Consider the following 21,245-nt stretch of genomic DNA (forward strand, 5'->3'; position numbering starts at 1 on the left):
CTAAACTTCGATATCGAAGATCGCGGCAATGCGTCACGTGCGCACCCCGAACCATTCTGACTCCGAAGAGAGTCGATTTGTGGTTCGAAGCATCGTGCGCGGGGGGAATGAAAAATGTACGTCGAACGGCACAGCCGTCCGGCAGGGGCACGTCTGACAGCGCCGCTGGCATCGCGGTGCAATGCACACGTCGTCGCGCGCGCGACCCGGCGACGTGGTGCGTCTGTGCGCCGTGCTGTCCTGGGTGTCCTGAGTGCCTTGCTGGGCACTGCCATGTTGATGACCACGGGCCATGCGCTCGCCCAAGCCACGTCGGCCGAGATGCCGACGGCTTCGTCGTCCGTTGCCGCGAACATGAGCGCTGTCGTGGTGGCCCTGCCGTCTTCCGGCACGGCCACGCCGATCCGGCCGGCGGTGCCCATCGGCCAGGCGACGCTCACACAGGGCGTGGCGCAGCTCAAGGAGCGCTACAACCTGTCGCATGTGTGGCTGCGCACGGAATCGGATGCCGGCGTGGGGCTCGAAGCGGCCACGCGCGGCGATGACGTCCGCCAGATGCTGCCCGTCGCGAGTCTGTCGAAGTCGGTCACGGCCATCGGCATCGCGCTGCTCGTGCAGCAGGGCAAACTCTCGCTCGACGCCAAACTTGGCGATCTGCTCGACACGTATTCGAAGCAGCACGGCAAGCCGCTCGACCCGTCGCTGCGCGACCTGACGGTGCGACGCCTGCTCGCGCACCGCGCGGGGCTCGCCACGAACGGCTACAACGATCCCGTGAACGGTCTGTTCAGCGGGCTGGCCATCCGGCGCGTGGGCGGCAGCGCCGACTTCTTCAACTATCTCGATGCCGGCGACGCCGGGCACTCGACCGGCAAGTCCGATTTCGTCTACTCGAACGTGTCGTACCTGTTGCTGGGCATGGTGATCGAAGCCGTGTCGGGCGACGAGTACAAGCACTTCTGCGAGACGCGCATCTTTGCACCGCTTGGCATCACGGGCGCCACGCTGCCCGATAACTGGCGTCTGCTCGCACCGTTCGCGGGATGGCAGATGTCGACCAGCGCGCTGCTCAAGGTGTGGCGCGTGTTCGACATTCGCCGGCCGAGCCTGCTCACGGAAACGACGCTGCGCACGCTGTTGCTCGACAAGCAGTCCGGCCCGGTCAGAGCGGATCGGAATGTGTACTACACGCTCGGCGTGTTCATGGTGCCCGGCGCGGGCGAGCGCAGCTATCGCATCAGTCACGACGGCATCGCCGATTTCTTCCGCACCCAGTCGACCTACTACACCGTGGTGGAGAAGACCGTGCCCGGCGATAGCTGGGCGCTCGTGGTGTCCCCGATTCCGTCGCGCGGCCAGTTCGGTGCGATTCAGCGCGACGTGCGCCGGATCATTCGTCAGGCCCGTCTGGCGCCGTGAGCCCAACGGCGGCGCCGCCGTCGCCGAAATCGCAGATGAACGTGCCGGCAATGAGCGCGCGCTTCTGCGACGCGCTCAGTTGCTTGACGCGATACTCGGCCCGCGACGCCGCCGAACGATCGGCAAACGTAAGCGAGAGCAGGATGCGCGACGGCGGATAGGCGCGCGTGAAGCGTGCGCCCTTGCCCGCGACGTGCGCCGCATACCGCGCCTCGACGTCGACGGTGATGCCCGTGTAGATGCGGCCGCCCGCGCACTCCAGCAGGTAGAGGAACCAGGGGTTGGGTGAGGCAACGGTCATCGCGTGGACTGTTGCGCGCCGCGCAGCGCTCGCCGCATCGGAGAAACATTGGTGCGCATGGCAGGCGCGGGCTCGGGGCGTGGCATGTTCGCGACGGTATTTGTGCAGATCGGATGACGCTATCAATGTCGCTAGCATACGATATGCCCCAGGCGATGCGAACACCCTTCATCGCCGCCGGACCTCTCACGTGTCCGCCTGGCCCATCATCACAACGACAAGCGCCATGACCGAATCCGCTTCGCCGGAGACCTCCGACTCTCCCCACAACCGCCCGGCCGCGTCTGAGGCGTTGCGTCGCGCACGTTTGCGCTCGCGCGTGCGCACACTGGGTGGCTACGCCGTCTATGCGCTGTACGCCCTCGCGCTATGGGCCGCCAGCCACGGCAGCACCACGCTCGGCCTGTCGCCCACGGCGGCGCAGGCGGCCGTGCTCGTGCTGCTTACCATTGGGGCGTGGGCGTTCGGCCTGTTCCCGGAACCGATCACCACACTGACGTTCTTCCTGCTCGCCGTACTGCTTCATATCGCGAAACCCGAAGTGATCTTCGCGGGGTTCCATTCGGCCGCGTGGTGGCTGGTCTTTGGCGGAGCGGTGACCGGCATTGCCGTGCGCACGACAGGACTCGGCGCTCGTCTGGCCGCGACGCTATTCGCACTCAAGCGCCCGACGTATGCGCGTTATGTGGCGTCGGTGACGGTCGCCTGCGTGGGCCTGGCGTTCGTCATGCCCTCGACGACGGGACGCATTCTGCTACTGATCCCCATCGTGCTGGCGCTCGCCGATCGCATCGGCCTCACCGAGGGCCGGCGCGGGCGCACCGGTCTCGTGATGACGGCCGCCGCCGCAAGCTACATGCCGCCCACGACGATCCTGCCCGCCAACATCCCGAACAGTGTGCTCATGGGCGCGGCGGACGCGTTCTATGGCGTGAAGCTGCATTACGCACCCTACCTGCTGCTGCACTTCCCCGTGCTCGGTGCGCTCAAGGCCGCCATTCTGGTGTGGGTGATCTGCCGCCTGTTCCCCGACGACGGCCCGCTCGACGGCGTGTCGACTAGCGCCGCAGCCCCGCTCTCAAACGACGCCCGACGCCTGTCGGTATTGCTCGCGTTGGCGCTCGCCGGGTTCGCGACCGATGCCTGGCATGGCATCTCGCCCGCGTGGATCTCCGTCGCCGCGGCGATCCTCTGCCTGCTGCCCGCCATTCACATCGTCACGCCGAAAACCTTCTCCGAGCAGATGCACATCACCCCGCTTATCTATGTCGCGGGCTTTCTCGGCGTGGGCGCGGTCGTTGCGGATACGGGGCTGGGCGAAAAGCTCGCTCGGCTATGCCTGGATGCCGTGAGCATGACGCCAGGCACGCCGGCGATCAATGCCGCCTGGCTCATCGCCGTCGGCGCGGCCATCGGATTGGTCGCCACGCTCCCGGGTCTGCCCGCCGTCCTCACCCCGCTTGCAGGACAACTCTCGAGCGCGAGCGGCCTGCCGCTCTATACCGTCCTGATGCTGCAAGTGCCGGTGTTTTCGACCGTGCTGCTGCCCTATCAAAGCCCGCCGATGATGATTGCGATGCATCTGGGCGGCGTCGGCATGCGCGACGGCACGCGGCTGACCATCGTCATGACGATCATCACCCTCGTCTTCCTCTTCCCACTCGACTATCTCTGGTGGCACATGCTCGGCATGCTGCCCTGAACGCCCCTATCCCTGGCTGTGTTCTCGGCAGAAGACCAGCCACCGGTCACCGTCCTCCTCTCGCCAGAACGCCCCTTCGCGTTCGAGAATCGCACCGAGGCGCAAACGGACCTCGCGAACGCGGGTATCGCTCACGCCGGGCAGGATCATGCCGCGAACGTAGACGACATGCGGCACCGTGCGCAGCAGCGTCCGGATCAGTTGGCAGAAGCGGCGCACGGCGTGCTCGCTCGCCTTCGCTTCCGCGTCGAGCCGGAAATCGGTGATCGTCAGCACGACACCGGCCGGCACCCTGTCGAGACGATGACGAAGGGACAGCTCGCCGTTCTCGACGCGCTGTCCCAGTTCGATGTGCGTGCGTTCGCAGATTTCGACACGCGCCGTGAAACGGTGGGCTCTGAAGAAGGCTGCAACGGCGCGCTCGCAAACGGTCATGGGCTTATCGGATGGTGTCGTACATTTTCGTGACCTGCTGGCCGATCATGCCGTACATCGAACGCGACACTTCACGGATGTCGGCACTCGTCGCGTCGATGCGCTGACGCAGCCGATCGTTGGTACGACGGGTCTCCTCGGTGAGCGACGATTCGAACTCGCCGAGCACGTCGTTATCGCGACCGGCAAGCGAATTGTCGTTGGCCACGACATCGAACGGCGACTTCACGAACTGGCTGAAGCCCTTGGTCGTCTCGCCAACGGCGGTGCCGACCGTTCTGAGCTTGCCCAATTCGCCGCCGAAACCGGCGGCGCCCGAGCCAACGCCGCCGATCAACGAAAAGCTGCCGGACACGATACCGCCGATGGCCGAATGCAGCCCGGCGCGGTAATGCGACTGGTTCGCGTTGTACTTCTCGGTGCGCGCCGTCTGGCCGCGCTCGAAGACCATCGCGTCGTGACGCGTGCGATACGCCTGGTCGGTATTACGCTCGGCCACGCGCATGGCGAGAAACAGGGCGACCAGCGTCTGTGCGGACTGGAGTCCGTCAACCTTATCGCGCACCCGCGACAACACCCGCCCCCCGTCGCCGTCGATCGCGGCGCGTGGCTGGACCTCGGATGCGGTGCTTCCCGCCTGACGTTGATTCGCCAACGTCGAACTCAATGCAAAAGTCATGTCATCACTCCGTAGGTAGGCGACGCGGGGAAAGGCCGCGCCTGGAAAAACAACGCTGGCTCACGCCCGCGACAGCGAGGCCGCGATACGAATCCGCATCTCGCCGGTTTTTTGCACTTGCTCGCCCGCCGACACGGCGATGTCATTCTGCTGGCCCACGAGCGTTTCCATGCGCTTGGCGGCACGTTTCTTGTCGTCGCCGTTCATTTGCATGAGCATCTGCAGCCACATCATGTCGACAGCGAGATCGCGCGCTTCGAGTTGCAACTTTGCGCGCTGTACGCCGACGATCCCTTGCCCAAGGGCGTTGGCGCCGGAGAACGTGCTGCGCACTGCGCCCGAGAGCGACCACGAGCCACGCGCCAGTGCGAAGTACCCTTGCACGTTCATGCCGGACGTGAAGGACTGGGTAAGCCCCTTGGCGCTCACCGCTTTGCCGCGAGCGACCTGTTTGGCGGCGTTCTTCACCACCTTGTCGAATGCGCGCGAGGCCATCTGCTCGACCATCTGCTGCGTGAACTGCTCGGCCATGCGATTGAAGCCCGCCTTCGCAAGCCGACGCGCGCCTTGTGTGCCGCTTTGCAGCAGCGACTGGCCCACGCGCTTGCCGGCTTCGTTGCCGACGACGAAGCCGATCTCCGACACCACGCGAGACTTGATCGCCCCAACGGCGGCCTTGTCGCCCGACTTGACCGCTTGCTCCAGCGCTTCACCGGCACCCGCCTTGAACACGCGGCTTGCGGCTTTGGTCGTTGCCCGCTTGGCAAGAAAGCCCTTGATCGAACTGCCGAAGCCGACGACCATGCCGAGCATCTGGAATGCCAACTGCGCATGGCCCCACTTGGTGGCTTCCTTCTCGTGGTAAGCCGCGTTCTTCGGATCGACCAGCGCCATCGTCTTGTGGAACGCCACCCCGAGTCCGGCAATGCCTGCGCCGACATCGGCCACGCCGCCGGCAATCATCAGCGGATTCATCGTGAGCACGCCCGTCACGACCTTGACGGCACCGATCACCAAGTCGACCGCCGCGATGAGCCAGTCGAATACCACGCCGAAGATGCCACCCTTGCGGGCCTGGTTGGCGTCCTCGGTCTTCGCATCCATCTGCTCGCGATATTTCTTGATGTCCTCCTGACGCAGCTTCTCCTGCCGCTCACCCATCAGCGACAGCGCGCGCTGCGTGGATTTCGCAGTGTCGCCCAACGCGTCCATCGCGATCATCGACGCCATCAGCGCCAGCGTGGACGGATCCACGTTCTCGAGCGCCGACAGGTTTGTCGCGCCTTCCGGACTGGACGAACGCAACGCGTTCGTCGCCAGTCCACTGCCTACCGAAAAAAGCCGATTCAGCAGACGGGCGAACGCGTCGTCGGCGTCTTGCCAGGCGGCCCCCGTCGAGGCGTCGGGCGCAAAGTCTTCGGTACGGAGCCAGTCCGGGCGCTCGTGCCGTTTGCGCGCGGCGTCCGGGGACCCGATCGATTCGTTGGCGGCGTCCGTTGCGTTTCCGGCGGGGAAGTTGTCGATGCTACCTGTCCAGGCAGGTACGTAGCTGGCGCGTGCGGAGTCGATGGCGGTCATGTCGTTTTAGGATCCAAAGGGGTATTCAGCGCATCGCGTCGCGCACGCGCCGAGCGAATGAGTGTGTCGTGTTGCGGCAGTTGTCCGCCTATGCGCAGCGCCGCGTCATACGATTTGCGTGCAAATTCCCGATTGCCCGTGTGCTCGTAACTCATCCCTGCGAGATACGGCGGGCGCGGGTCCGCAGCGCGGATCACGCCGGCCTTCGCGAAGCACGGCAGCGCCTGTTCGTGCTGCCCGAGTCGCTGGTAGCAAAGGCCGAGTCCATACCAATCGTCGAAGGACCATGGGTCGAGCGTGGCGAGGACGAAATACACCCGTTGCGCTGCGGCGATCTGCCCTTGGGCGAAGCGTTGACCGGCGTGAGCGCGTACGCATGCGAGATCGCTCTCGTCGAGATCGGCGAGCATGCGAAGTGCACCACCGCTTTCGAAGAAGCGCGAAAGGATGGCTGGCGCTTCGTCCACGCCGGGATCCGGCGGTGCGGCCGCCACGGGCGTCGATGCGTTCATGTGCGCATCGATCCGTTGATCTGGTTGAGCTGAGAACCCTGCGAACTGTAGATCGTGTTCACGAGCGTCGACGCACCGTTATATTCCTGAAGCTTCTTGTTGATTTTGATCTGGTCAACCGTACGACTGTCGGACGCCTGCTCGGTGAAGCCCTCGGCGGCAGCCCTCAGCGTGCGCAACTCGGCCGCATCGTATTGCGTACCGTCGCCCGATGGCGTCACGTAGCCAGGCTCGCCGACGCGCTTCTGCCGTTTTTCCCACTCCATCATGGTCTTCTTCGTGCCGTCGTCGTACACGGTGATCCGGATGTTGTGCTTGTCGAAGAACCCCCGGATACCGTCGCCGACGGCTTGCTTCTTCGACGTGTCCGAGCCGATCTCGTTGATCAGCGACTCGATCATGTTCGACACTTCGCGTGCTTCCTGACCTTCCTTCTGGCGCCGCTGCATCTCCTGGATCATGTTCTGCGCTTCGCCGTTGTTCATCTCCATCATCAACAAGGCGTATTGCGCAAGCGTTCCATGAAAGTCGAGCGACTTCGTGATACCGCCGACGTTCACTTCACGCGTGAAGCCGGACTGATTGGGAAGGAGGCGAGCCGAGGCGTACTGGATGGGTGTCATAAGGCTTGAGTTCTGAAGTCAATGAAATCTGGGCAGGGATAGGCGCATCGCGATTGACGCTCGGGCGGCAGCGCCACGCGGCCCGCTAGATGCTGCTCACGATCTTCTTGGTAATTTCGCCAAGCTTGACGATCACCGCGTTGTAGAGCGTGAGGGTGTTGTCGTAGCTGGTGACGAAGCGCTTAAGCTGAATTTGCTCATGGGTACTTGACGCACCGTCGGTGAGCGCCAGCGACGCAAGCTTCGACGACAGGTCGTGCAGACTCGCCGCATCGAACGGCTCGCCGGCGAGCGCAGGCGACACGAGGTCGTGCTGAACCGCGAAGTCTCGCAGTGCCGTCGGCAACGCCTCGGGCTTCGCCCCGGCGCCGGCGCGCTGCGCCATTTCGCCCGCCAACGTTGCGAAATCGCGGGCTTCGCGAGCAACATTGACGCGCGCTTGCGCAGTCACCAGCCACGTGTCGGCCATCGACTGCAAGGTCTGCAATCGATCGCTGGCGACAGCGATCGTCGAGAGCAGCGGGTTGTGGGATTCCGCCGACGTCGCGCCAGGCGCGGACACGGCATTGGAGTACACGCGCGATGCAGGGCCGGAGAGTCGATCGATCATGGCGAACCTCATCTCACGCGCATACGCGGCGCACGACCGGTGCACGCTTCGCTGGAACGGCCGACACCGCCGCGAGCGGGACGGGCGCGTCGTCGCGCATCCGCTCGATGGTGTGCGCAAGCGCCGCCGTCATGCGCCGGATTTCGCGCTCATTACGCTGGAAGGCTTCGCTCTCCACGAGCGCCTCGAGACGCTTGAGCTTCTCGCGGGCGTCGGGGGTGCCGGCCGCTTCAAGACGCGCGACCTCGTCGAGCACGGCGTGGTAGTCCTGCATCTGCCGGTGCAACTTTCGCCCGGCCAGTTGCATGTCGGCGCATGCGCGCTCGTACTGAACAAGAAGATCGTTCGCCGCGGCCTGCACCGGCTCGGCAGACGTAGCGGATGTGAGGGTGGGATGTTGCAACGGGTCAGACATGAAGGCGCCTCCGTATGTTGCGGTCAGTCGTTGAAGACATAACGCATCGTACGAAGACGCTCGACGCTCGCCTTTGCAAAGGCAGCATTCCCTTCCGGTATCACGCCGCGCTTCAGCAAATTCCCATCAGCGCGGCATGTTTACGTCTCACGAATCACTGACACGACACCAAATCCGCCGCCGCCCGGTGTCTCGACTACGAAGATGTCGCCCGGCAGCATCTGCGTGCGTCCGATGTGTGCCAGCGACTCGCGCGTACCGTCTACGCGCTCAACGTAGTTCACACCCAGCGCCCCCACCGCCCCGCCCTGCGCGCCGAACGGTGCATGCACGCGATTGTTGGAGAGGATCGACGCCGTCATCGGGGTGAGGAAGCGAATACGTCGCACCGCGCCGTTACCGCCATGCCAACGTCCCGCGCCGCCCGACCCGACGCGAATCCGATGACTTTCCAGGCGCACCGGATAACGCCACTCCAGCACTTCAGGATCCGTCAGGCGCGAGTTCGTCATGTGCGTCTGCACGGCGTCGGCCCCGTGGAAGCCCTCGCCCGCGCCGCTGCCGCCCGCGATGGTCTCGTAGTACTGATAGGTCTCGTTGCCGAAGGTGAAGTTGTTCATCGTGCCCTGGCTCGACGCCACTCGGCCCAACGCGCCGTAGAGTGCGTTGGTGATGGCCGACGACGTCTCCACGTTACCGGACACCACCGCCGCCGGGAACATCGGGTTGAGCATCGAGCCCTGCGGCACGATCACCGTCAGCGGCTTCAGGCAGCCCGCGTTGAGCGGGATGTCGTCGTCCACCAGCGTGCGGAAGACGTACAGCACGGCGGCCATGCACACGGCCCGCGGCGCATTGAAGTTGTTCGGCAGCTGCGCCGACGTGCCCGTGAAATCGATGGTCGCGCCGTGCGTGGCATGATCGACGCGAATCGCCACCTCGATCACCGCCCCGTTGTCCAGCGCATAGCGATAGTGCCCGTCGGCCAGCGCGCCGATCACGCGGCGCACGGCGGCTTCGGCGTTGTCCTGGACATGCCCCATGTAGGCGAGCACCACATCGCGTCCAAACTCGCTCACCATGCGGCGCAGTTCGTCGACGCCCTTCTGGTTCGCCGCCACCTGCGCCCGCAGGTCGGCCATGTTCTGGTCGATGTTGCGCGCCGGGTAGCGCCCACCGGCCAGCAGCCCACGCGTCTCGCGATCGCGCAGCTCGCCCGCCGCGACCAGTTGCCAGTTGTCGATGAGCACCCCCTCCTCTTCGACGTGCGTGGAATCCGGCGGCATCGACCCCGGCGTGATCCCGCCGATATCCGCGTGATGGCCGCGCGAGCCGACATAAAAGAGCGGCTCGGCGCGCTCGGCGCCTTCCGCGCCCACGAACACCGGGGTGATCACGGTGACGTCCGGCAAGTGCGTACCACCGTGATACGGATCGTTGAGCATGAAGACGTCGCCCTGGCGCATCTTGCCGCGATTGCGCTCGATCACCGTCCTGATGCTCTCGCCCATCGAGCCCAGGTGCACCGGCATATGCGGTGCATTGGCGATGAGGTTGCCGTCGCGGTCGAACAGGGCGCACGAGAAGTCCAGGCGCTCCTTGATGTTCACCGAGTACGCCGTATTCTGCAGACGCAGCCCCATCTGCTCGGCAATCGACATGAAAAGGTTGTTGAAGATCTCGAGGCGCACCGGATCGGCTTGCGTGCCTCGATCATCGGCGGCGCGTTGCATGGCGCGCGGCACCACGCGTGCGAGCACGAGGTTGCCCTGCGCGCTCATCTGCGCCTGCCAGCCGGGCTCGATGACCGTCGTGCCGCTCTTCTCGGCAACGATGGCGGGTCCGTCGATGGTGTCGCCCGCGAGCAGCGTGTCGCGGGCAAACAGCGCCGCCTCCTGCCATGCGCCGCCGGCGTAGAGGTTCACGCGATCGACCGCCTGTGGTGCGCCCGACGTGCGGGCTTCCAGCGGGGCGATGTCGACCGGCGCGTCCGAGCGGCCGATGGCTTCGACCGAGGCCACCTCGACAATCAGTGCCGCGCCGTCCATCAGGAATGAATAGCGTTGGCGATAGGCGGCTTCGAAGGCGGCGCGCATCTGGGCAACGTCACCGAACGGCACCGCCAGCGCCGAATCGGTGCCCGCATAACGGACGTGAACGCGACGCACCGTCTCGATGCGCGACGGCGGCACTCCCTGCGCGAGCAAGACGTTCACGGCGGCGTCGGCGAGCGCGCCCAGCGCGTCTTCCAGTGCGCCCAGACCGTCGTCCGAGAGTGGCGCTTCGATCATGCGCTCGCGCATCGCCGTCTGATCCGCGAGGCCCATGCCGTAGGCCGAAAGTACCCCCGCGAGCGGATGCGCGAAGACCTTCGTCATGCCGAGGGCATCCGCAACGCCACAGGCATGCTGACCGCCCGCACCGCCAAACGTCGTCAGCACATAGCGGCTCACGTCGTGACCGCGTTGCACCGAGATCTTCTTGATGGCATTGGCCATGCTGCCGATCGCGATTTCGAGGAACCCTTCGGCGAGCGCTTCAGGCGTCTGACGCCGGCCGGTCGCCTGTTCGATCTCGGCGGCCAGCGCGGTGAACTTCGCGACCACGACATCGCGGTCGAGCGGTTCGTTGGCGTTCGGGCCGAACACCCTCGGAAAATGCGCGGGCTGAATCTTGCCGAGCATGACGTTGCAGTCAGTCACCGTGAGCGGGCCGCCGCGTCGGTATGCGGCCGGCCCCGGATTGGCGCCGGCCGAATCTGGCCCCACGCGCAGACGCGTGCCGTCGAACGACAGCACCGACCCGCCGCCGGCGGCCACCGTGTGGATGCTCATCATCGGCGCGCGCATGCGCACGCCAGCGACTTGCGTCTCGAACACGCGCTCGAACTCGCCGTTGTAATGCGAGACGTCGGTCGACGTACCGCCCATGTCAAATCCGATCACTCGGTCGAAGCCGGCCGCGCTCGACGCACGCACCATCCCGACAATGCCGCCCGCCGGGCCGGACAGAATGGCGTCCTTGCCCTGGAAGTTGTCGGCACGGGTCAGGCCGCCACTGCTCTGCATGAATTGGAGATTGACGCCCGGCATTTCCTGCGCGACCTGCTCGACGTAGCGTCGCAGGATCGGCGACAGGTACGCATCGACGACGGTCGTATCGCCGCGCGAGACAAACTTCATGAGCGGTGAGACTTCATGCGAGACAGATACTTGCGAGAAGCCCAGCGCGCGCGCCATCGACGCCAGCGCCTTTTCGTGCGCCTGATAGCGGTAGCCGTGCATCAGCACGATCGCGATCGAACGAATCCCCTTGGCGTAGACCGCTTCCAGCGCGCGACGCGTCGCCTCGGGATCGAGTTCGCGCACGACTTCGCCGTGCGCACCGACACGCTCGTCGATCTCCACGACCTCCGCGTACAGCGCCTCCGGCAACACGATGTCGAGATCGAACAGTCGCGGCCGGTTCTGATACGCGATGCGCAGTGCGTCGCGAAAGCCTTGCGTCGTCACGAGTGCGAGCGGCTCACCCTTGCGTTCGAGCAACGCGTTGGTGGCCACGGTCGTCCCCATCTTCACCATCTCGACGCGCTCGGGCGTGATCGGCTCGCCCGGCGCGAGATCCAGCAGGTACCGAATGCCTGCCACGGCGGCGTCGCGATACTGCTCGGGGTTCTCGGAGAGCAACTTGTGTGTGACGAGCGTGCCGTCCGGGCGACGTGCCACGATGTCGGTAAAGGTGCCGCCGCGGTCGATCCAGAACTGCCAGCGCGAAGCGGTCTGATGCGCGGGTGCGCGATTTTGGGCGGAGGGCGTGAGGGCGGTCGTCATGAGGTCACTCGCAAAGCAATGGTCAAACGTGAATCGTCGGGGTGACGGCGCAGAGCACCGTCGCAATTCATACTGGCGCAGGGCGCACGTGTCCCGGTGTGTGGCGCAGCCGATGTCGTCGGATGCTCCACACACTTGCGAATTTCGCTGCCGGGAGGATTAGAGATAAGTCATCGGACGCGGCAGCGACGGCTGCCGCGGTATTTCACTGGCACACGGTGTCGCTTGTCACTGCGTGTGTGCCTCGAGCCCATCGAGATCTCGGCCACGCGTCTCGGGAAGCGTAAGCGCCGCCAGGATCAGCACACCGTAGGCCACGCCGGCGAAGATACCGATGGTCGTGCCCAGGCCGTATTGCTTCGAGAGCATGCCGATCAGGAACGGGAACAGGGCGCCCACGGCACGGCCGACGTTGTAGCAGAAGCCCTGGCCGGAGCCGCGCACGCGTGTCGGGAAGAGTTCGGTGAGGAACGCGCCCATGCCGCTGAAGATGCCCGACGCAAAGAAGCCGAGCGGGAAGCCGAGCCAGAACATGGCGCTATCGGTCAGCGGCAGCGACGTGTACGAGAACGCGATCACCATCGAGCCCACGGCGAACAGGATGAAGTTCGGCTTGCGGCCGAGCCGGTCCGTCAGATACGAGCTGGCCAGATAGCCGACCCACGAGCCGAAGATGATCATGGCGAGGTAGCCGCCGGTGCCCATCACCGTGAGATGGCGCTCCGTCTTCAGGTACGTGGGCAGCCACGTCGTAATGGCGTAGTAGCCGCCTTGTGCGCCGGTAGTCAACAGGGCGGCGCGGATCGTCGTCGAGAGCAATGCCGGGCTGAAAATGGCGGCCAGGCCGGGCGCGTCGTCCGAAGTCTGCTTGGCCTTCTCCTTCTGATAGACCTCCGGTTCCTGCACGTAACGACGAATGAAGAGCACGAGCAGCGCGGGCAACAGGCCGACCAGGAACATTCCTCGCCACGCCATTTCGGCGGAGAACAGCGAGAACAGCACCGAGTAGAGAATTGCCGTCAGACCCCAGCCAATGGCCCAGCCGGACTGCACGAGGCCCACGGCCTTGCCGCGATCACGGGCACGGATGACTTCACCGATGAGCACGGCGCCTGCGGTCCATTCGCCGCCGAAGCCGAAGCCCATGAGCGCACGCGCGGCGAGCAGTTGATGGTAGTTCTGCGCGAGCCCGCACAGCCCGGTGAAGACGGCGAACCACAACACGGTGAGCTGCAGCGTGCGCACGCGACCGATGCGATCCGACAGAATGCCGGCTGCCCAGCCGCCGAGCGCCGACGCGAGCAACGTCAGCGTGCCGATGAAGCCGGCGTCCGCGAGACTGATGCCCCACGTCGCGACCAGCGTCGGGATGACGAAGCTCAGCATCTGGGTGTCCATGCCGTCCAGCATGTAGCCGACCTTGCAACTCCAGAACGCACGCTTTTGGCGCGGTGTGGCGTCGCCGTACCAGCCGAACAGGCTGCCGCCCTTGTCGAACGTAGTGGACGTGTCGGCGGAGGATACCGCCGCCGGGGGCGCGAGAGGGGTTTTGCTTTCCATGAGAAAAAAGGCTCCGGTGATGTCGTGACTTGCCGTGTGATGTGCCCTCGGGCCGCGCTCCCCGATGGGCGTGTGCGGTCACCGGCAGGCAATCGTTCCCCTGCCGCCTCCCGTCATGGCGCGGTGTTTTTGTCGTACGTGGTGCTCGGGTGATGCTTTGTGATGTTCGCTTGATGCTCGCTTGATGCTTGCGTGAAATTTGCGTAGTGCTTCAGGCCCTGCGTCGGTGTTGCCGATGTTCCCGTGATGCGCCGGTGCCGTGCGACGCGCTCGATCAAAAAACGGCGAGCGAGGCGTTCCGGATATCCGTCATCAGCATGTAGCCCGGCCGATGGGCGATGGCGATCGGCAGCCTGGCCTCCATGAGCGCGGTCTGCGGCGTCACGCCACAGGCCCAGTAGACGGGCAGCTCGCCATCGCGAAGGGTGACGGCGTCGCCGAACTCGGGTGTGGCCAAATCCTTGATACCCAACGCTGCCGGGTCGCCGATATGGATCGGCGCGCCATGCACTCCGGGGAAGCGGCTCGTAATCTGCACGGCGCGAATAGCGTCGGCGCCCTTCATCGGCCGCATCGACACGACCAGCTCGCCGCCGAACGTTCCGGCGCGCTGATTGGCGATGTTGGTGCGGTACATCGGCACGTTGCGGCCCTCTTCCACGTGACGCAAGGGAATGCCCGCCTTGGCCAGCATGTCTTCGAACGAAAACGAGCAGCCGATCGCGAAGACCACGAAATCGTCTTGCCAGACCTCGGCGAGGTGATCGACCTGCTCGGCGAGCTTGCCGTCGCGGTAGACGTTGTAACCCGGCACATCGGTACGGATATCCACGTCCTGGCCCAGCGACGGCACATGCCATTGGCCCGGTTCGCCGACGCCCAGCAGCGGGCAGGCCTTCGGATTACTTTGGCAGAAGCGGAGGAAGTCGTGCGCGTACGCTTGCGGCAGGATCGCGAGGTTGGCTTGCGCGAAGTCGCCACAGTACCCCGCGGTCGGCTTGCGAAACTGACCGCTGCGCACCGCCTGACGGAATGCGAAGGGCGAGGCGGCGTCGCGTTGCGACGCAAGGTCGTTGAGCACGGCGGGATAGTTCATGAAGGCTCCGGCGTTTGGGGGACGACGCCATGGCGGCATCGGATGGCTGAAGCATAGAAAGAAAAAAAAATTGTCGCTAACGAGTTTTTCTAGGCACCTCCGTATAGAATTTCTTAACAACATCACGGGTTTTCCCGAGGTTCGTTGCGTTCCCTTTCCTCGATCCGAGGCCAAATTTTGGGCAGGCTCCCTGGCTGCCGAGTCTCATGAACACGCGATTTCTCGAAACCTTCGTCACGCTGGCCAAGCTGCGCAATTTCCGCGCGACGGCCGCGGCACTGCACGCCACCCCGGCGGCGATCTCGCAACGACTCAAGACACTCGAGGAGGAGTTGAAAACCGAGCTGGTCGACCGCGACAGCCGCGAATTCCGGCTCACCCCGAATGGCGAATACCTGCTGGGCTATGCCAAGGCGGTGGTGGAGGCGGCGCGCCGTCTACAGGCGGCGGCATCGGGCGAAAGTACCTTGCGTGGACGATTGCGGCTTGGCGTGATCGAGACAGTCGTGCATAGCTGGCTGCCGCATTACCTGCGACGACTGGCGGCCGACTATCCCACACTGGAAGTGGAGTTGACGGTCGACGTCTCGGTGCAGTTGCAGCGCCGCCTGATTGCCGACGAACTCGACCTCATCATCCGCGTGGAGGGCAGCGACGACAGCAGCGTGGTGTGCGACGCGCTCGCCAACTATCCGGTGCACTGGATTGCACGCACGGGCATGTTTCCGAACACGCGCAGCGGGCTGGCGAAGCAGGTGTTGCAGCATCCGATCCTCACGTATGGGCGGGGCACCGCGCCGCACCGGGCGCTGGAGGACATCGTGGCGAAGCTGGCGGGCGTGCATGGCGTGCCGCTCTCGGAGACCCGCATCACCGGATCGCCATCGATTGCCGTGATCGTGCAGTTGGTGAGGGACGGCTTCGGCGTGGCGGCGATTCCGCGTTTGTTCGTCGACGATCTGATTGCAAGCGGTGAAGTCGCGGAGCTGCCGTTGCAGCCGGCGCCGCCGTCCATCGTGGTGTCGATGTCGCGCCGCGCCGACGCGCCGCTCTTCGTGCACGGTGCGGCCACGGCGGCACGCACCGCGTGCGCGGAGTACTGCCGCAAGAGTGACCGGCGGCTGGTGGAGTTGTTGTAAGGCGCTGCGCTGTCGGCTCGCTGCGACTCAGTGAAAATGCGCGAGTCGCGTGAGGAACGTGTAATCCGCCTCCGCCGCCATCAATCCCATGAGCACGAGCAACGCGAGCGGTGGAATCAGGATCGCGTAGACGAGCGCGAGCCGCTCCCAGCGCATGTGCATGAACACGGCCACGATCAGGCTCGCCTTCGCCACCATCAGCGCGAGGATCAGCCCCCAGCGCAGGTAGCCGTGCAGATCGGCGTAGTCGACGAGATACGAGAACGTCGAGAGCACGAACAACAGCCCCCATACCTTGAGATAAAGGCCGACCGAATGCTCTTGTCCGGTGTGCCCGCCGCTGGCGGTCGATGCGTGCGGCGCGGACGTTGCAGAGGACTCCATCGCTCCTCCTACCAGAGATAGAACAGCGCAAAGATGAACACCCAGACGAGATCGACGAAGTGCCAGTAAAGGCCGGCGATCTCGACGAGCTGATAGTTGCCGCGTCGCTCGAGCGTGCCATTGAGCACCTTGCGCATCACCGTGAGCAGATAGATGACACCGGCACTCACGTGCAGCCCGTGAAAGCCCGTGATCATGAAGAAACACGCGCCGAACTGTGCCGCGCCCATCGAATTGCCCCACGGCCGGATGCCTTCGTGCACGATCAGGTTTGTCCACTCGAAGGCCTGCATGCCGACGAAAGCCATGCCGAGATAGGCCGTGGCGAGAATGCAGGCGGCCGTCTTGTCGCGATCGCGCCGGTAGGCATAGTTCACCGCCATCGCCATGGTGCCGCTGCTGGTGATGAGCGTGAACGTCATGATGGCGATGAGCAGCAGCGGGACGGGATGGCCATTCACGTCGAGCGCGAATATTTCCGCCGGGTTTGGCCACGGCGCGGTCGTCGAGATGCGCACCGTCATGTAGCCGATGAGGAAGCTGCTGAACACGAACGTGTCCGAGAGCAGGAAGATCCACATCATCGCCTTGCCCCACGGCACGTGGAACGCGGCCCGATCTCCCGACCAATCGGTGACGACGCCGCGCCAGCCGGCGGGCGGCTCGGTCGACGGGGACGATGCAGGCGAAGACGTATTCACGATGTCGCTCCTCGGCGCGTTACGGACCGACGGCGGCCACGCCGCACAGTCGCTGCACGATTTCCGGCGTGAGATTGACGATGGCCGCGAACAGCACGATCCATAGCAGGAACAGGAAGTGCCAATACTGTGCGGTCAACGACAGGCGACGCGCGCGCGTGGCATGCGAGAGCCGATGCGACGCGAGACACGCCCACGCCACCCCACCCCCGAGCAGATGCAGGGCGTGCAATCCGGTGAGCAGGAAGAAGAAGCTGTTGGCGGGATTGCCGGCCACGCCGAAGTGTCGCAGCGTGAGGTCGTGCCACACCCAAAGTTGCCCGATGACGAACGCGAGCGCCAGCCCACCCGCCAGCGCCCAGTCACGGCGTGAACGTCGCAGCTCGCCGTGTCGCGCTTGCCAGGCCGACGACTGCATCACGAGGCATGCGGCGGCGAGCACCCCTGTGTTGATCCACAACGCGTTGATCGACGGCAGCGGATGCCAGTCGCCGAGACTCATGCGCATGGCGTAGGCGGCGAGCATCAGCGCGAACAGCATGCCGATCACGCCCATGAGCCACCAGAGCGCAATCTGCGACGCCGCACGACGCTGCGGTTGAGCGATGGGTGCGCCCCCGGGCGACGGGGACGGCCAGGACGGAGCGGGCTTCATGGTGCGGCTCCCTTGGGTGTTTTGGGTGACTTGGGCGGTGTGGGCGGCGGTGGGTCGCGACGATGCAGCGCCACCGAATCGCCCTGCACGAGCGTGGCGGGGCGGCGCGGATCGGGGGCGATATTCTGCGGGACGACGTCGTCGATATCGTCCGGCACGCTGTATTCGTATGGCCAGCGGTAGACCACGGGCTGCACCGGCCCCCAGTTGCCGTGCACAGGTGGCACGTCCGGTGTTTGCCATTCGAGCGAAGCGGCGCGCCACGGATTGGCGCCGGCCGGTTTGCCATGCCGCAGACTCCAGGCGAGGTTGAACAGGAACAACAATTGCCCGGCGGCGACGATGAACGCTGCCACCGAGATGTAGGCGTTCATCGTGTGCGCCGACTCGGGGATGAAGCTGTAGCCCTTGAACTCGTAGTAGCGGCGCGGCATGCCGAGGATGCCGAGGTAGTGCATCGGGAAGAAGATCGCGTAGGTGCCGAGGAACGTGATCCAGAAATGCCATTGGCCGAGGCGGTCATTCATCCGTCTTCCTGTGATGAGCGGATACCAGTGGTAGATGCCGCCGAAGATCACCAGTAGCGGCGACACGCCCATCACCATATGGAAGTGCGCGACCACGAAGTAGGTGTTCGACAACGGCATGTCGACGCTGACGTTGCCGAGGAAGAGACCGGTGAGGCCGCCGATCACGAAGGTGCTGATGAAGCCGATCGCGAACAGCATCGGCACCGTCAGATGGATGTCGCCGCGCCACAGCGTGAGCACCCAGTTGTAGACCTTGATCGCGGTGGGGATGGCGATGATGAGGGTGGTCGTGGCGAAGAAAAATCCGAAGTACGGATTCATGCCGCTGATGAACATGTGGTGCGCCCAGACGACGACCGAGAGCCCGCCGATGGCGAGGATCGCCCAGACCATCATGCGGTAACCGAAGATGTTCTTGCGCGCGTGCACGCTGATGAGATCGGAAACGATACCGAATGCGGGCAAGGCGACGATGTACACCTCGGGGTGGCCGAAGAACCAGAAGAGATGCTGAAACAACAGCGGGCTGCCGCCGCGATAGGCGAGCGGTTGCCCCATCGACACGATGGTCGGCATAAAGAAGCTCGTGTGCAGGGTCTTGTCGAGCAGCATCATCACGGCGGAGACGAACAACGCCGGGAAGGCCAGCAGCGCGAGCACCGTGGCCATCACGATGCCCCAGACGGTGAGCGGCATGCGCAGCAAGGTCATGCCTTCGGTACGGGCTTGCAGCACGGTGGTGACGTAGTTCAGGCCGCCCATCGTGGCGGCGACGATGAAGATCGCCAGCGAGACGAGCATCAGCACGATGCCCCACTCGGTGCCCGGCGTGCCGGGGAGAATCGCTTGCGGGGGGTAGAGTGTCCAGCCCGCGCCGGTTGGGCCACCGGGGACGAAGAAGCTTGCCATCAGCACGATGACGGCAAGCAGGTAGACCCAGTAGCTGAGCATGTTCAGGAACGGGAAGACCATGTCGCGCGCCCCGACCATCAGCGGGATGAGGTAGTTGCCGAAGCCGCCGAGGAAAAGGGCGGTGAGCAGGTAGATCACCATGATCATGCCGTGCATGGTGACGTACTGGTAGTAGTGATTGGCGTCGATGAAGGAGAACTTGCCGGGGAAGCCCAGTTGCATGCGCATGAGGTTCGAGAGGACAAGTCCGACAAGCCCCACGGCGATGGCCGTGAGCGCGTACTGCACCGCGATGACCTTGTGGTCCTGGCTCCAGACGTATGTCGTCCAGAAGCTGTAGGAGCCGCCGGGGTGCGCACCGGCATGGGCAGTGCTGTCGGAACTGTCGGAGTCGCCAGTCATGACTTGTCTCCCTGTGTTGTTCTGCGCTGATCTGCGTTGTGATGTCTCGTGCCGTGTTGTCTCGTGTTGTCTCGTGTTGTGCCGTCTTGCTTCGTGGCGCTGACTTTGCGGAGCCTTTTCCGACGATGCTGTGGTGATGCGTCTGCGGGGGTGCGTCTAACCAGTACGGGGCCGAATTAAGGCGCGGGGCGAATCATCGGCACGCGCGGCGGCGCCGATCCCGGCGTCGGATTGACGGGCTGTGCTGGCGGGATGGCGAGCGGCGGCACCGTCGTATTTGGATCGTTCTGCAACGGCAGGCCCGGCGCCTGTCCCTGCCGGCGTACCGGCTGAGACGGTGGCTGCGAGCCTGGGCTTGTCGGGCTGGATGGCGTCAGCGGCGCGTACTGCGCGGGCGGACGCGGTGTCAGCAGTGAGTTCTGGGCCAGTTGTACGGCGGGCTGCCCGCGAGCCGACTCGGCCGCTGGCGTCAAGGTGACCGGCTGCCGGGGCCCGGGCACGGCAGCGGCAGGCGCGGGCGCGGGCGTTATCGGCTGTGGAGGGGCGGCCTCTGGGGGTTGCGCAGTACCTAGCGTCCGGATGTACGCGATGAGCGCCTTCAGTTCGTCCTCCGTGAGGTCGAGCTTGGGCATGATCGGTGCGAAGCCCTTGGGCACGCGCGCGGTCGGATTACGGATGAAAGTCGCCAGGTAAGCATCGTCGACGTGTGCCGAGGTGCCGTCCTGAAACGTCTGCGTCGTGCCGTACAGGCCTTTCCAGGTCGGCCCCACGCCGGGCGAGCCGTCTACCGTATGACACGCGGCGCATCCCTTCGCTTGCGCAAGCAATTTGCCTTTGGCGGCGAGCGGGTCGGAGGCGGCTGCTCCGGCATGTTGGGATTGCAGTGCAGCAAAGGTGGGGAGTGTTGCGACCCAGGCGTCGTAGGCGGGCTTGTCGTCGACGACAACGACGCCGCGCATGTTGGCGTGGCCGACGCCGCAAAGTTGCGCGCAAAGGATGTCGAAGCGCCCGGTGCGCGTGGGGGTGAGCCACATCTGCGTGACCATGCCCGGCACCATGTTCATGCGCGTGCGGAACGGCGGCACGTAGAAGTCATGGAGGACATCTTTTGCGCGCAGCAACAATTTCACTGGCTGGCCCACGAGGAGGTGGAGTTCAGGGGCATCGACGATACGGTTGTCCTGATTCTCGGGATCCTTGGGGTTCAGGCCGAGCGGGTTGTCGGCAGTGACATAGCTCGGGTCGGAACTGCCGAGCCGTCCGTCAGGGCCGGGCAGGCGGAAACGCCATTGCCATTGCTGGCCGACGACTTCGACAACGTGGGCATTGGCGGGGGGATTGATGAGCTTGGCATAGACGAAAAGCCCCGGTGCCAGCATGGCGACTATGCCAATAGTAGTGATACCAATAAGCCAGGCTTCGAGGCGACGGTTATGCGGTTCGTAGGCGGCGCGGTGTCCGTCGCGATGGCGATAGCGATAAATCGCCCAGGCGACGAAGAGATTGACGGCGACGAAGGCCACGCCGGTGATCACCAGCGTGATGGTCAGGGTGTCGTCCATCTGGCGCCAGTTAGACGCCAGCGGCGTCTGCCACCACGGACTCCAGAAGTGGAAGGCAACGAGGGCGGCGACGAGGGCGGTCAGGAGGATTGGGAGGGACATGCAACCCGCCTTTGCCGCATAGGGACAATCGACCGCGGCAACGCTCGCAGCGACACCAGCGCCAGTACGCAGGAAGTTAGTCGTTCTCTTTTCATCGG

At 64.8% G+C, this 21,245-nt stretch carries 18 protein-coding genes and 1 pseudogene; 3 read left to right on the forward strand and 16 right to left on the reverse strand.

All coding sequences use genetic code 11. The features are described from left to right. The first annotated feature begins 273 nt into the window (after nt 1–273). Entirely contained in the window at nt 274–1,419 is a 1,146-nt protein-coding gene (locus PTE31013_RS13995) for a serine hydrolase domain-containing protein (protein WP_174978571.1), read from the forward strand. Here the strand turns inward: PTE31013_RS13995 and PTE31013_RS14000 are convergent. After that, entirely contained in the window at nt 1,391–1,720 is a 330-nt protein-coding gene (locus PTE31013_RS14000; RefSeq protein ID WP_150613411.1) for a GIY-YIG nuclease family protein, read from the reverse strand. The genes PTE31013_RS13995 and PTE31013_RS14000 overlap by 29 nt on opposite strands. 226 nt (nt 1,721–1,946) lie before the next feature. Between PTE31013_RS14000 and PTE31013_RS14005 the strand changes: the two genes are divergently transcribed. After that, nucleotides 1,947–3,422 carry an SLC13 family permease gene (locus PTE31013_RS14005; protein WP_150613412.1) on the forward strand — a complete coding sequence of 492 codons (1,476 nt, stop codon included), beginning with the start codon at nt 1,947–1,949 and terminating at the stop codon, nt 3,420–3,422. 6 nt (nt 3,423–3,428) lie between these two features. On the opposite strand, the gene PTE31013_RS14010 is transcribed toward PTE31013_RS14005, so the two are convergent. From PTE31013_RS14010 to PTE31013_RS14055, 10 genes are all read right to left on the reverse strand, one after another. Then, nucleotides 3,429–3,857 (reverse strand): hypothetical protein, encoded by a 429-nt coding sequence (locus PTE31013_RS14010; RefSeq protein ID WP_150613413.1) that lies wholly within the window; start codon nt 3,855–3,857, stop codon nt 3,429–3,431. Between the two features lie 4 nt (nt 3,858–3,861). Continuing rightward, nucleotides 3,862–4,536 (reverse strand): hypothetical protein, encoded by a 675-nt coding sequence (locus PTE31013_RS14015; protein WP_150613414.1) that lies wholly within the window; start codon nt 4,534–4,536, stop codon nt 3,862–3,864. 60 nt (nt 4,537–4,596) lie between these two features. Continuing rightward, a complete protein-coding gene (gene sctE / locus PTE31013_RS14020; protein ID WP_150613415.1) occupies nt 4,597–6,114 on the reverse strand; it encodes a type III secretion system translocon subunit SseC family protein in 1,518 nt (505 codons plus the stop codon). Continuing rightward, nucleotides 6,111–6,626 carry a tetratricopeptide repeat protein gene (locus tag PTE31013_RS14025; protein WP_150613416.1) on the reverse strand — a complete coding sequence of 172 codons (516 nt, stop codon included), beginning with the start codon at nt 6,624–6,626 and terminating at the stop codon, nt 6,111–6,113. The genes sctE and PTE31013_RS14025 overlap by 4 nt, the downstream gene beginning before the upstream one ends. Beyond that, entirely contained in the window at nt 6,623–7,249 is a 627-nt protein-coding gene (locus PTE31013_RS14030) for a hypothetical protein (RefSeq protein WP_150613417.1), read from the reverse strand. The genes PTE31013_RS14025 and PTE31013_RS14030 overlap by 4 nt, the downstream gene beginning before the upstream one ends. Nucleotides 7,250–7,334: 85 nt before the next feature. Beyond that, nucleotides 7,335–7,859 (reverse strand): hypothetical protein, encoded by a 525-nt coding sequence (locus PTE31013_RS14035; protein ID WP_150613418.1) that lies wholly within the window; start codon nt 7,857–7,859, stop codon nt 7,335–7,337. A 13-nt stretch (nt 7,860–7,872) separates the two neighbouring features. Beyond that, nucleotides 7,873–8,274, reverse strand: coding sequence for a hypothetical protein (locus tag PTE31013_RS14040; RefSeq protein WP_150613419.1), 402 nt, complete (start codon nt 8,272–8,274; stop codon nt 7,873–7,875). 140 nt (nt 8,275–8,414) lie between these two features. Further along, nucleotides 8,415–12,104, reverse strand: a complete 3,690-nt coding sequence (locus PTE31013_RS14045) for a hydantoinase B/oxoprolinase family protein (RefSeq protein ID WP_150613420.1) — start codon at nt 12,102–12,104, stop codon at nt 8,415–8,417. A gap of 228 nt (nt 12,105–12,332) precedes the next feature. Beyond that, nucleotides 12,333–13,664, reverse strand: a complete 1,332-nt coding sequence (locus PTE31013_RS14050; protein ID WP_150613421.1) for an MFS transporter — start codon at nt 13,662–13,664, stop codon at nt 12,333–12,335. Between the two features lie 274 nt (nt 13,665–13,938). Next, nucleotides 13,939–14,760, reverse strand: coding sequence for a putative hydro-lyase (locus PTE31013_RS14055; RefSeq protein ID WP_150613422.1), 822 nt, complete (start codon nt 14,758–14,760; stop codon nt 13,939–13,941). A gap of 206 nt (nt 14,761–14,966) precedes the next feature. Between PTE31013_RS14055 and PTE31013_RS14060 the strand changes: the two genes are divergently transcribed. Further along, nucleotides 14,967–15,899, forward strand: coding sequence for a LysR family transcriptional regulator (locus PTE31013_RS14060; RefSeq protein WP_150613423.1), 933 nt, complete (start codon nt 14,967–14,969; stop codon nt 15,897–15,899). Nucleotides 15,900–15,926: 27 nt separating this feature from the next. On the opposite strand, the gene PTE31013_RS14065 is transcribed toward PTE31013_RS14060, so the two are convergent. The 5 genes and pseudogenes from PTE31013_RS14065 to PTE31013_RS14085 form a co-directional block, all read right to left on the reverse strand. Beyond that, nucleotides 15,927–16,283, reverse strand: coding sequence for a cytochrome C oxidase subunit IV family protein (locus tag PTE31013_RS14065; protein ID WP_150613424.1), 357 nt, complete (start codon nt 16,281–16,283; stop codon nt 15,927–15,929). Nucleotides 16,284–16,291: 8 nt separating this feature from the next. Beyond that, entirely contained in the window at nt 16,292–16,984 is a 693-nt protein-coding gene (locus tag PTE31013_RS14070; protein WP_150613425.1) for a heme-copper oxidase subunit III family protein, read from the reverse strand. 19 nt (nt 16,985–17,003) lie between these two features. Further along, nucleotides 17,004–17,639: a cytochrome c oxidase subunit 3 gene (locus PTE31013_RS14075; protein ID WP_150613426.1), complete on the reverse strand. Its 636-nt coding sequence runs from the start codon at nt 17,637–17,639 to the stop codon at nt 17,004–17,006. Beyond that, a complete protein-coding gene (gene ctaD / locus PTE31013_RS14080; RefSeq protein WP_150613427.1) occupies nt 17,636–19,483 on the reverse strand; it encodes a cytochrome c oxidase subunit I in 1,848 nt (615 codons plus the stop codon). Before ctaD ends, PTE31013_RS14075 begins: the two co-directional genes overlap by 4 nt. A 536-nt stretch (nt 19,484–20,019) precedes the next feature. Then, a pseudogene (locus tag PTE31013_RS14085) lies at nt 20,020–21,147 on the reverse strand (cytochrome c oxidase subunit II); the annotation flags it as partial. Between the last annotated feature and the right edge of the window lie 98 nt (nt 21,148–21,245).

It is taken from the genome of Pandoraea terrigena, assembly GCF_902459705.1.
Classification (GTDB): domain Bacteria; phylum Pseudomonadota; class Gammaproteobacteria; order Burkholderiales; family Burkholderiaceae; genus Pandoraea; species Pandoraea terrigena.

Excerpts from the sequence above, each read along its gene's own strand:
- PTE31013_RS13995 (WP_174978571.1), top strand. The coding sequence starts at position 274 with ATGTTGATGACCACGGGCCATGCGCTCGCCCAAGCCACGTCGGCCGAG.
- PTE31013_RS14000 (WP_150613411.1), bottom strand. The coding sequence starts at position 1,720 with ATGACCGTTGCCTCACCCAACCCCTGGTTCCTCTACCTGCTGGAGTGC.
- PTE31013_RS14005 (WP_150613412.1), top strand. The coding sequence starts at position 1,947 with ATGACCGAATCCGCTTCGCCGGAGACCTCCGACTCTCCCCACAACCGC.
- PTE31013_RS14010 (WP_150613413.1), bottom strand. The coding sequence starts at position 3,857 with ATGACCGTTTGCGAGCGCGCCGTTGCAGCCTTCTTCAGAGCCCACCGT.
- PTE31013_RS14015 (WP_150613414.1), bottom strand. The coding sequence starts at position 4,536 with ATGACTTTTGCATTGAGTTCGACGTTGGCGAATCAACGTCAGGCGGGA.
- sctE (WP_150613415.1), bottom strand. The coding sequence starts at position 6,114 with ATGACCGCCATCGACTCCGCACGCGCCAGCTACGTACCTGCCTGGACA.
- PTE31013_RS14025 (WP_150613416.1), bottom strand. The coding sequence starts at position 6,626 with ATGAACGCATCGACGCCCGTGGCGGCCGCACCGCCGGATCCCGGCGTG.
- PTE31013_RS14030 (WP_150613417.1), bottom strand. The coding sequence starts at position 7,249 with ATGACACCCATCCAGTACGCCTCGGCTCGCCTCCTTCCCAATCAGTCC.
- PTE31013_RS14035 (WP_150613418.1), bottom strand. The coding sequence starts at position 7,859 with ATGATCGATCGACTCTCCGGCCCTGCATCGCGCGTGTACTCCAATGCC.
- PTE31013_RS14040 (WP_150613419.1), bottom strand. The coding sequence starts at position 8,274 with ATGTCTGACCCGTTGCAACATCCCACCCTCACATCCGCTACGTCTGCC.
- PTE31013_RS14045 (WP_150613420.1), bottom strand. The coding sequence starts at position 12,104 with ATGACGACCGCCCTCACGCCCTCCGCCCAAAATCGCGCACCCGCGCAT.
- PTE31013_RS14050 (WP_150613421.1), bottom strand. The coding sequence starts at position 13,664 with ATGGAAAGCAAAACCCCTCTCGCGCCCCCGGCGGCGGTATCCTCCGCC.
- PTE31013_RS14055 (WP_150613422.1), bottom strand. The coding sequence starts at position 14,760 with ATGAACTATCCCGCCGTGCTCAACGACCTTGCGTCGCAACGCGACGCC.
- PTE31013_RS14060 (WP_150613423.1), top strand. The coding sequence starts at position 14,967 with ATGAACACGCGATTTCTCGAAACCTTCGTCACGCTGGCCAAGCTGCGC.
- PTE31013_RS14065 (WP_150613424.1), bottom strand. The coding sequence starts at position 16,283 with ATGGAGTCCTCTGCAACGTCCGCGCCGCACGCATCGACCGCCAGCGGC.
- PTE31013_RS14075 (WP_150613426.1), bottom strand. The coding sequence starts at position 17,639 with ATGAAGCCCGCTCCGTCCTGGCCGTCCCCGTCGCCCGGGGGCGCACCC.
- ctaD (WP_150613427.1), bottom strand. The coding sequence starts at position 19,483 with ATGACTGGCGACTCCGACAGTTCCGACAGCACTGCCCATGCCGGTGCG.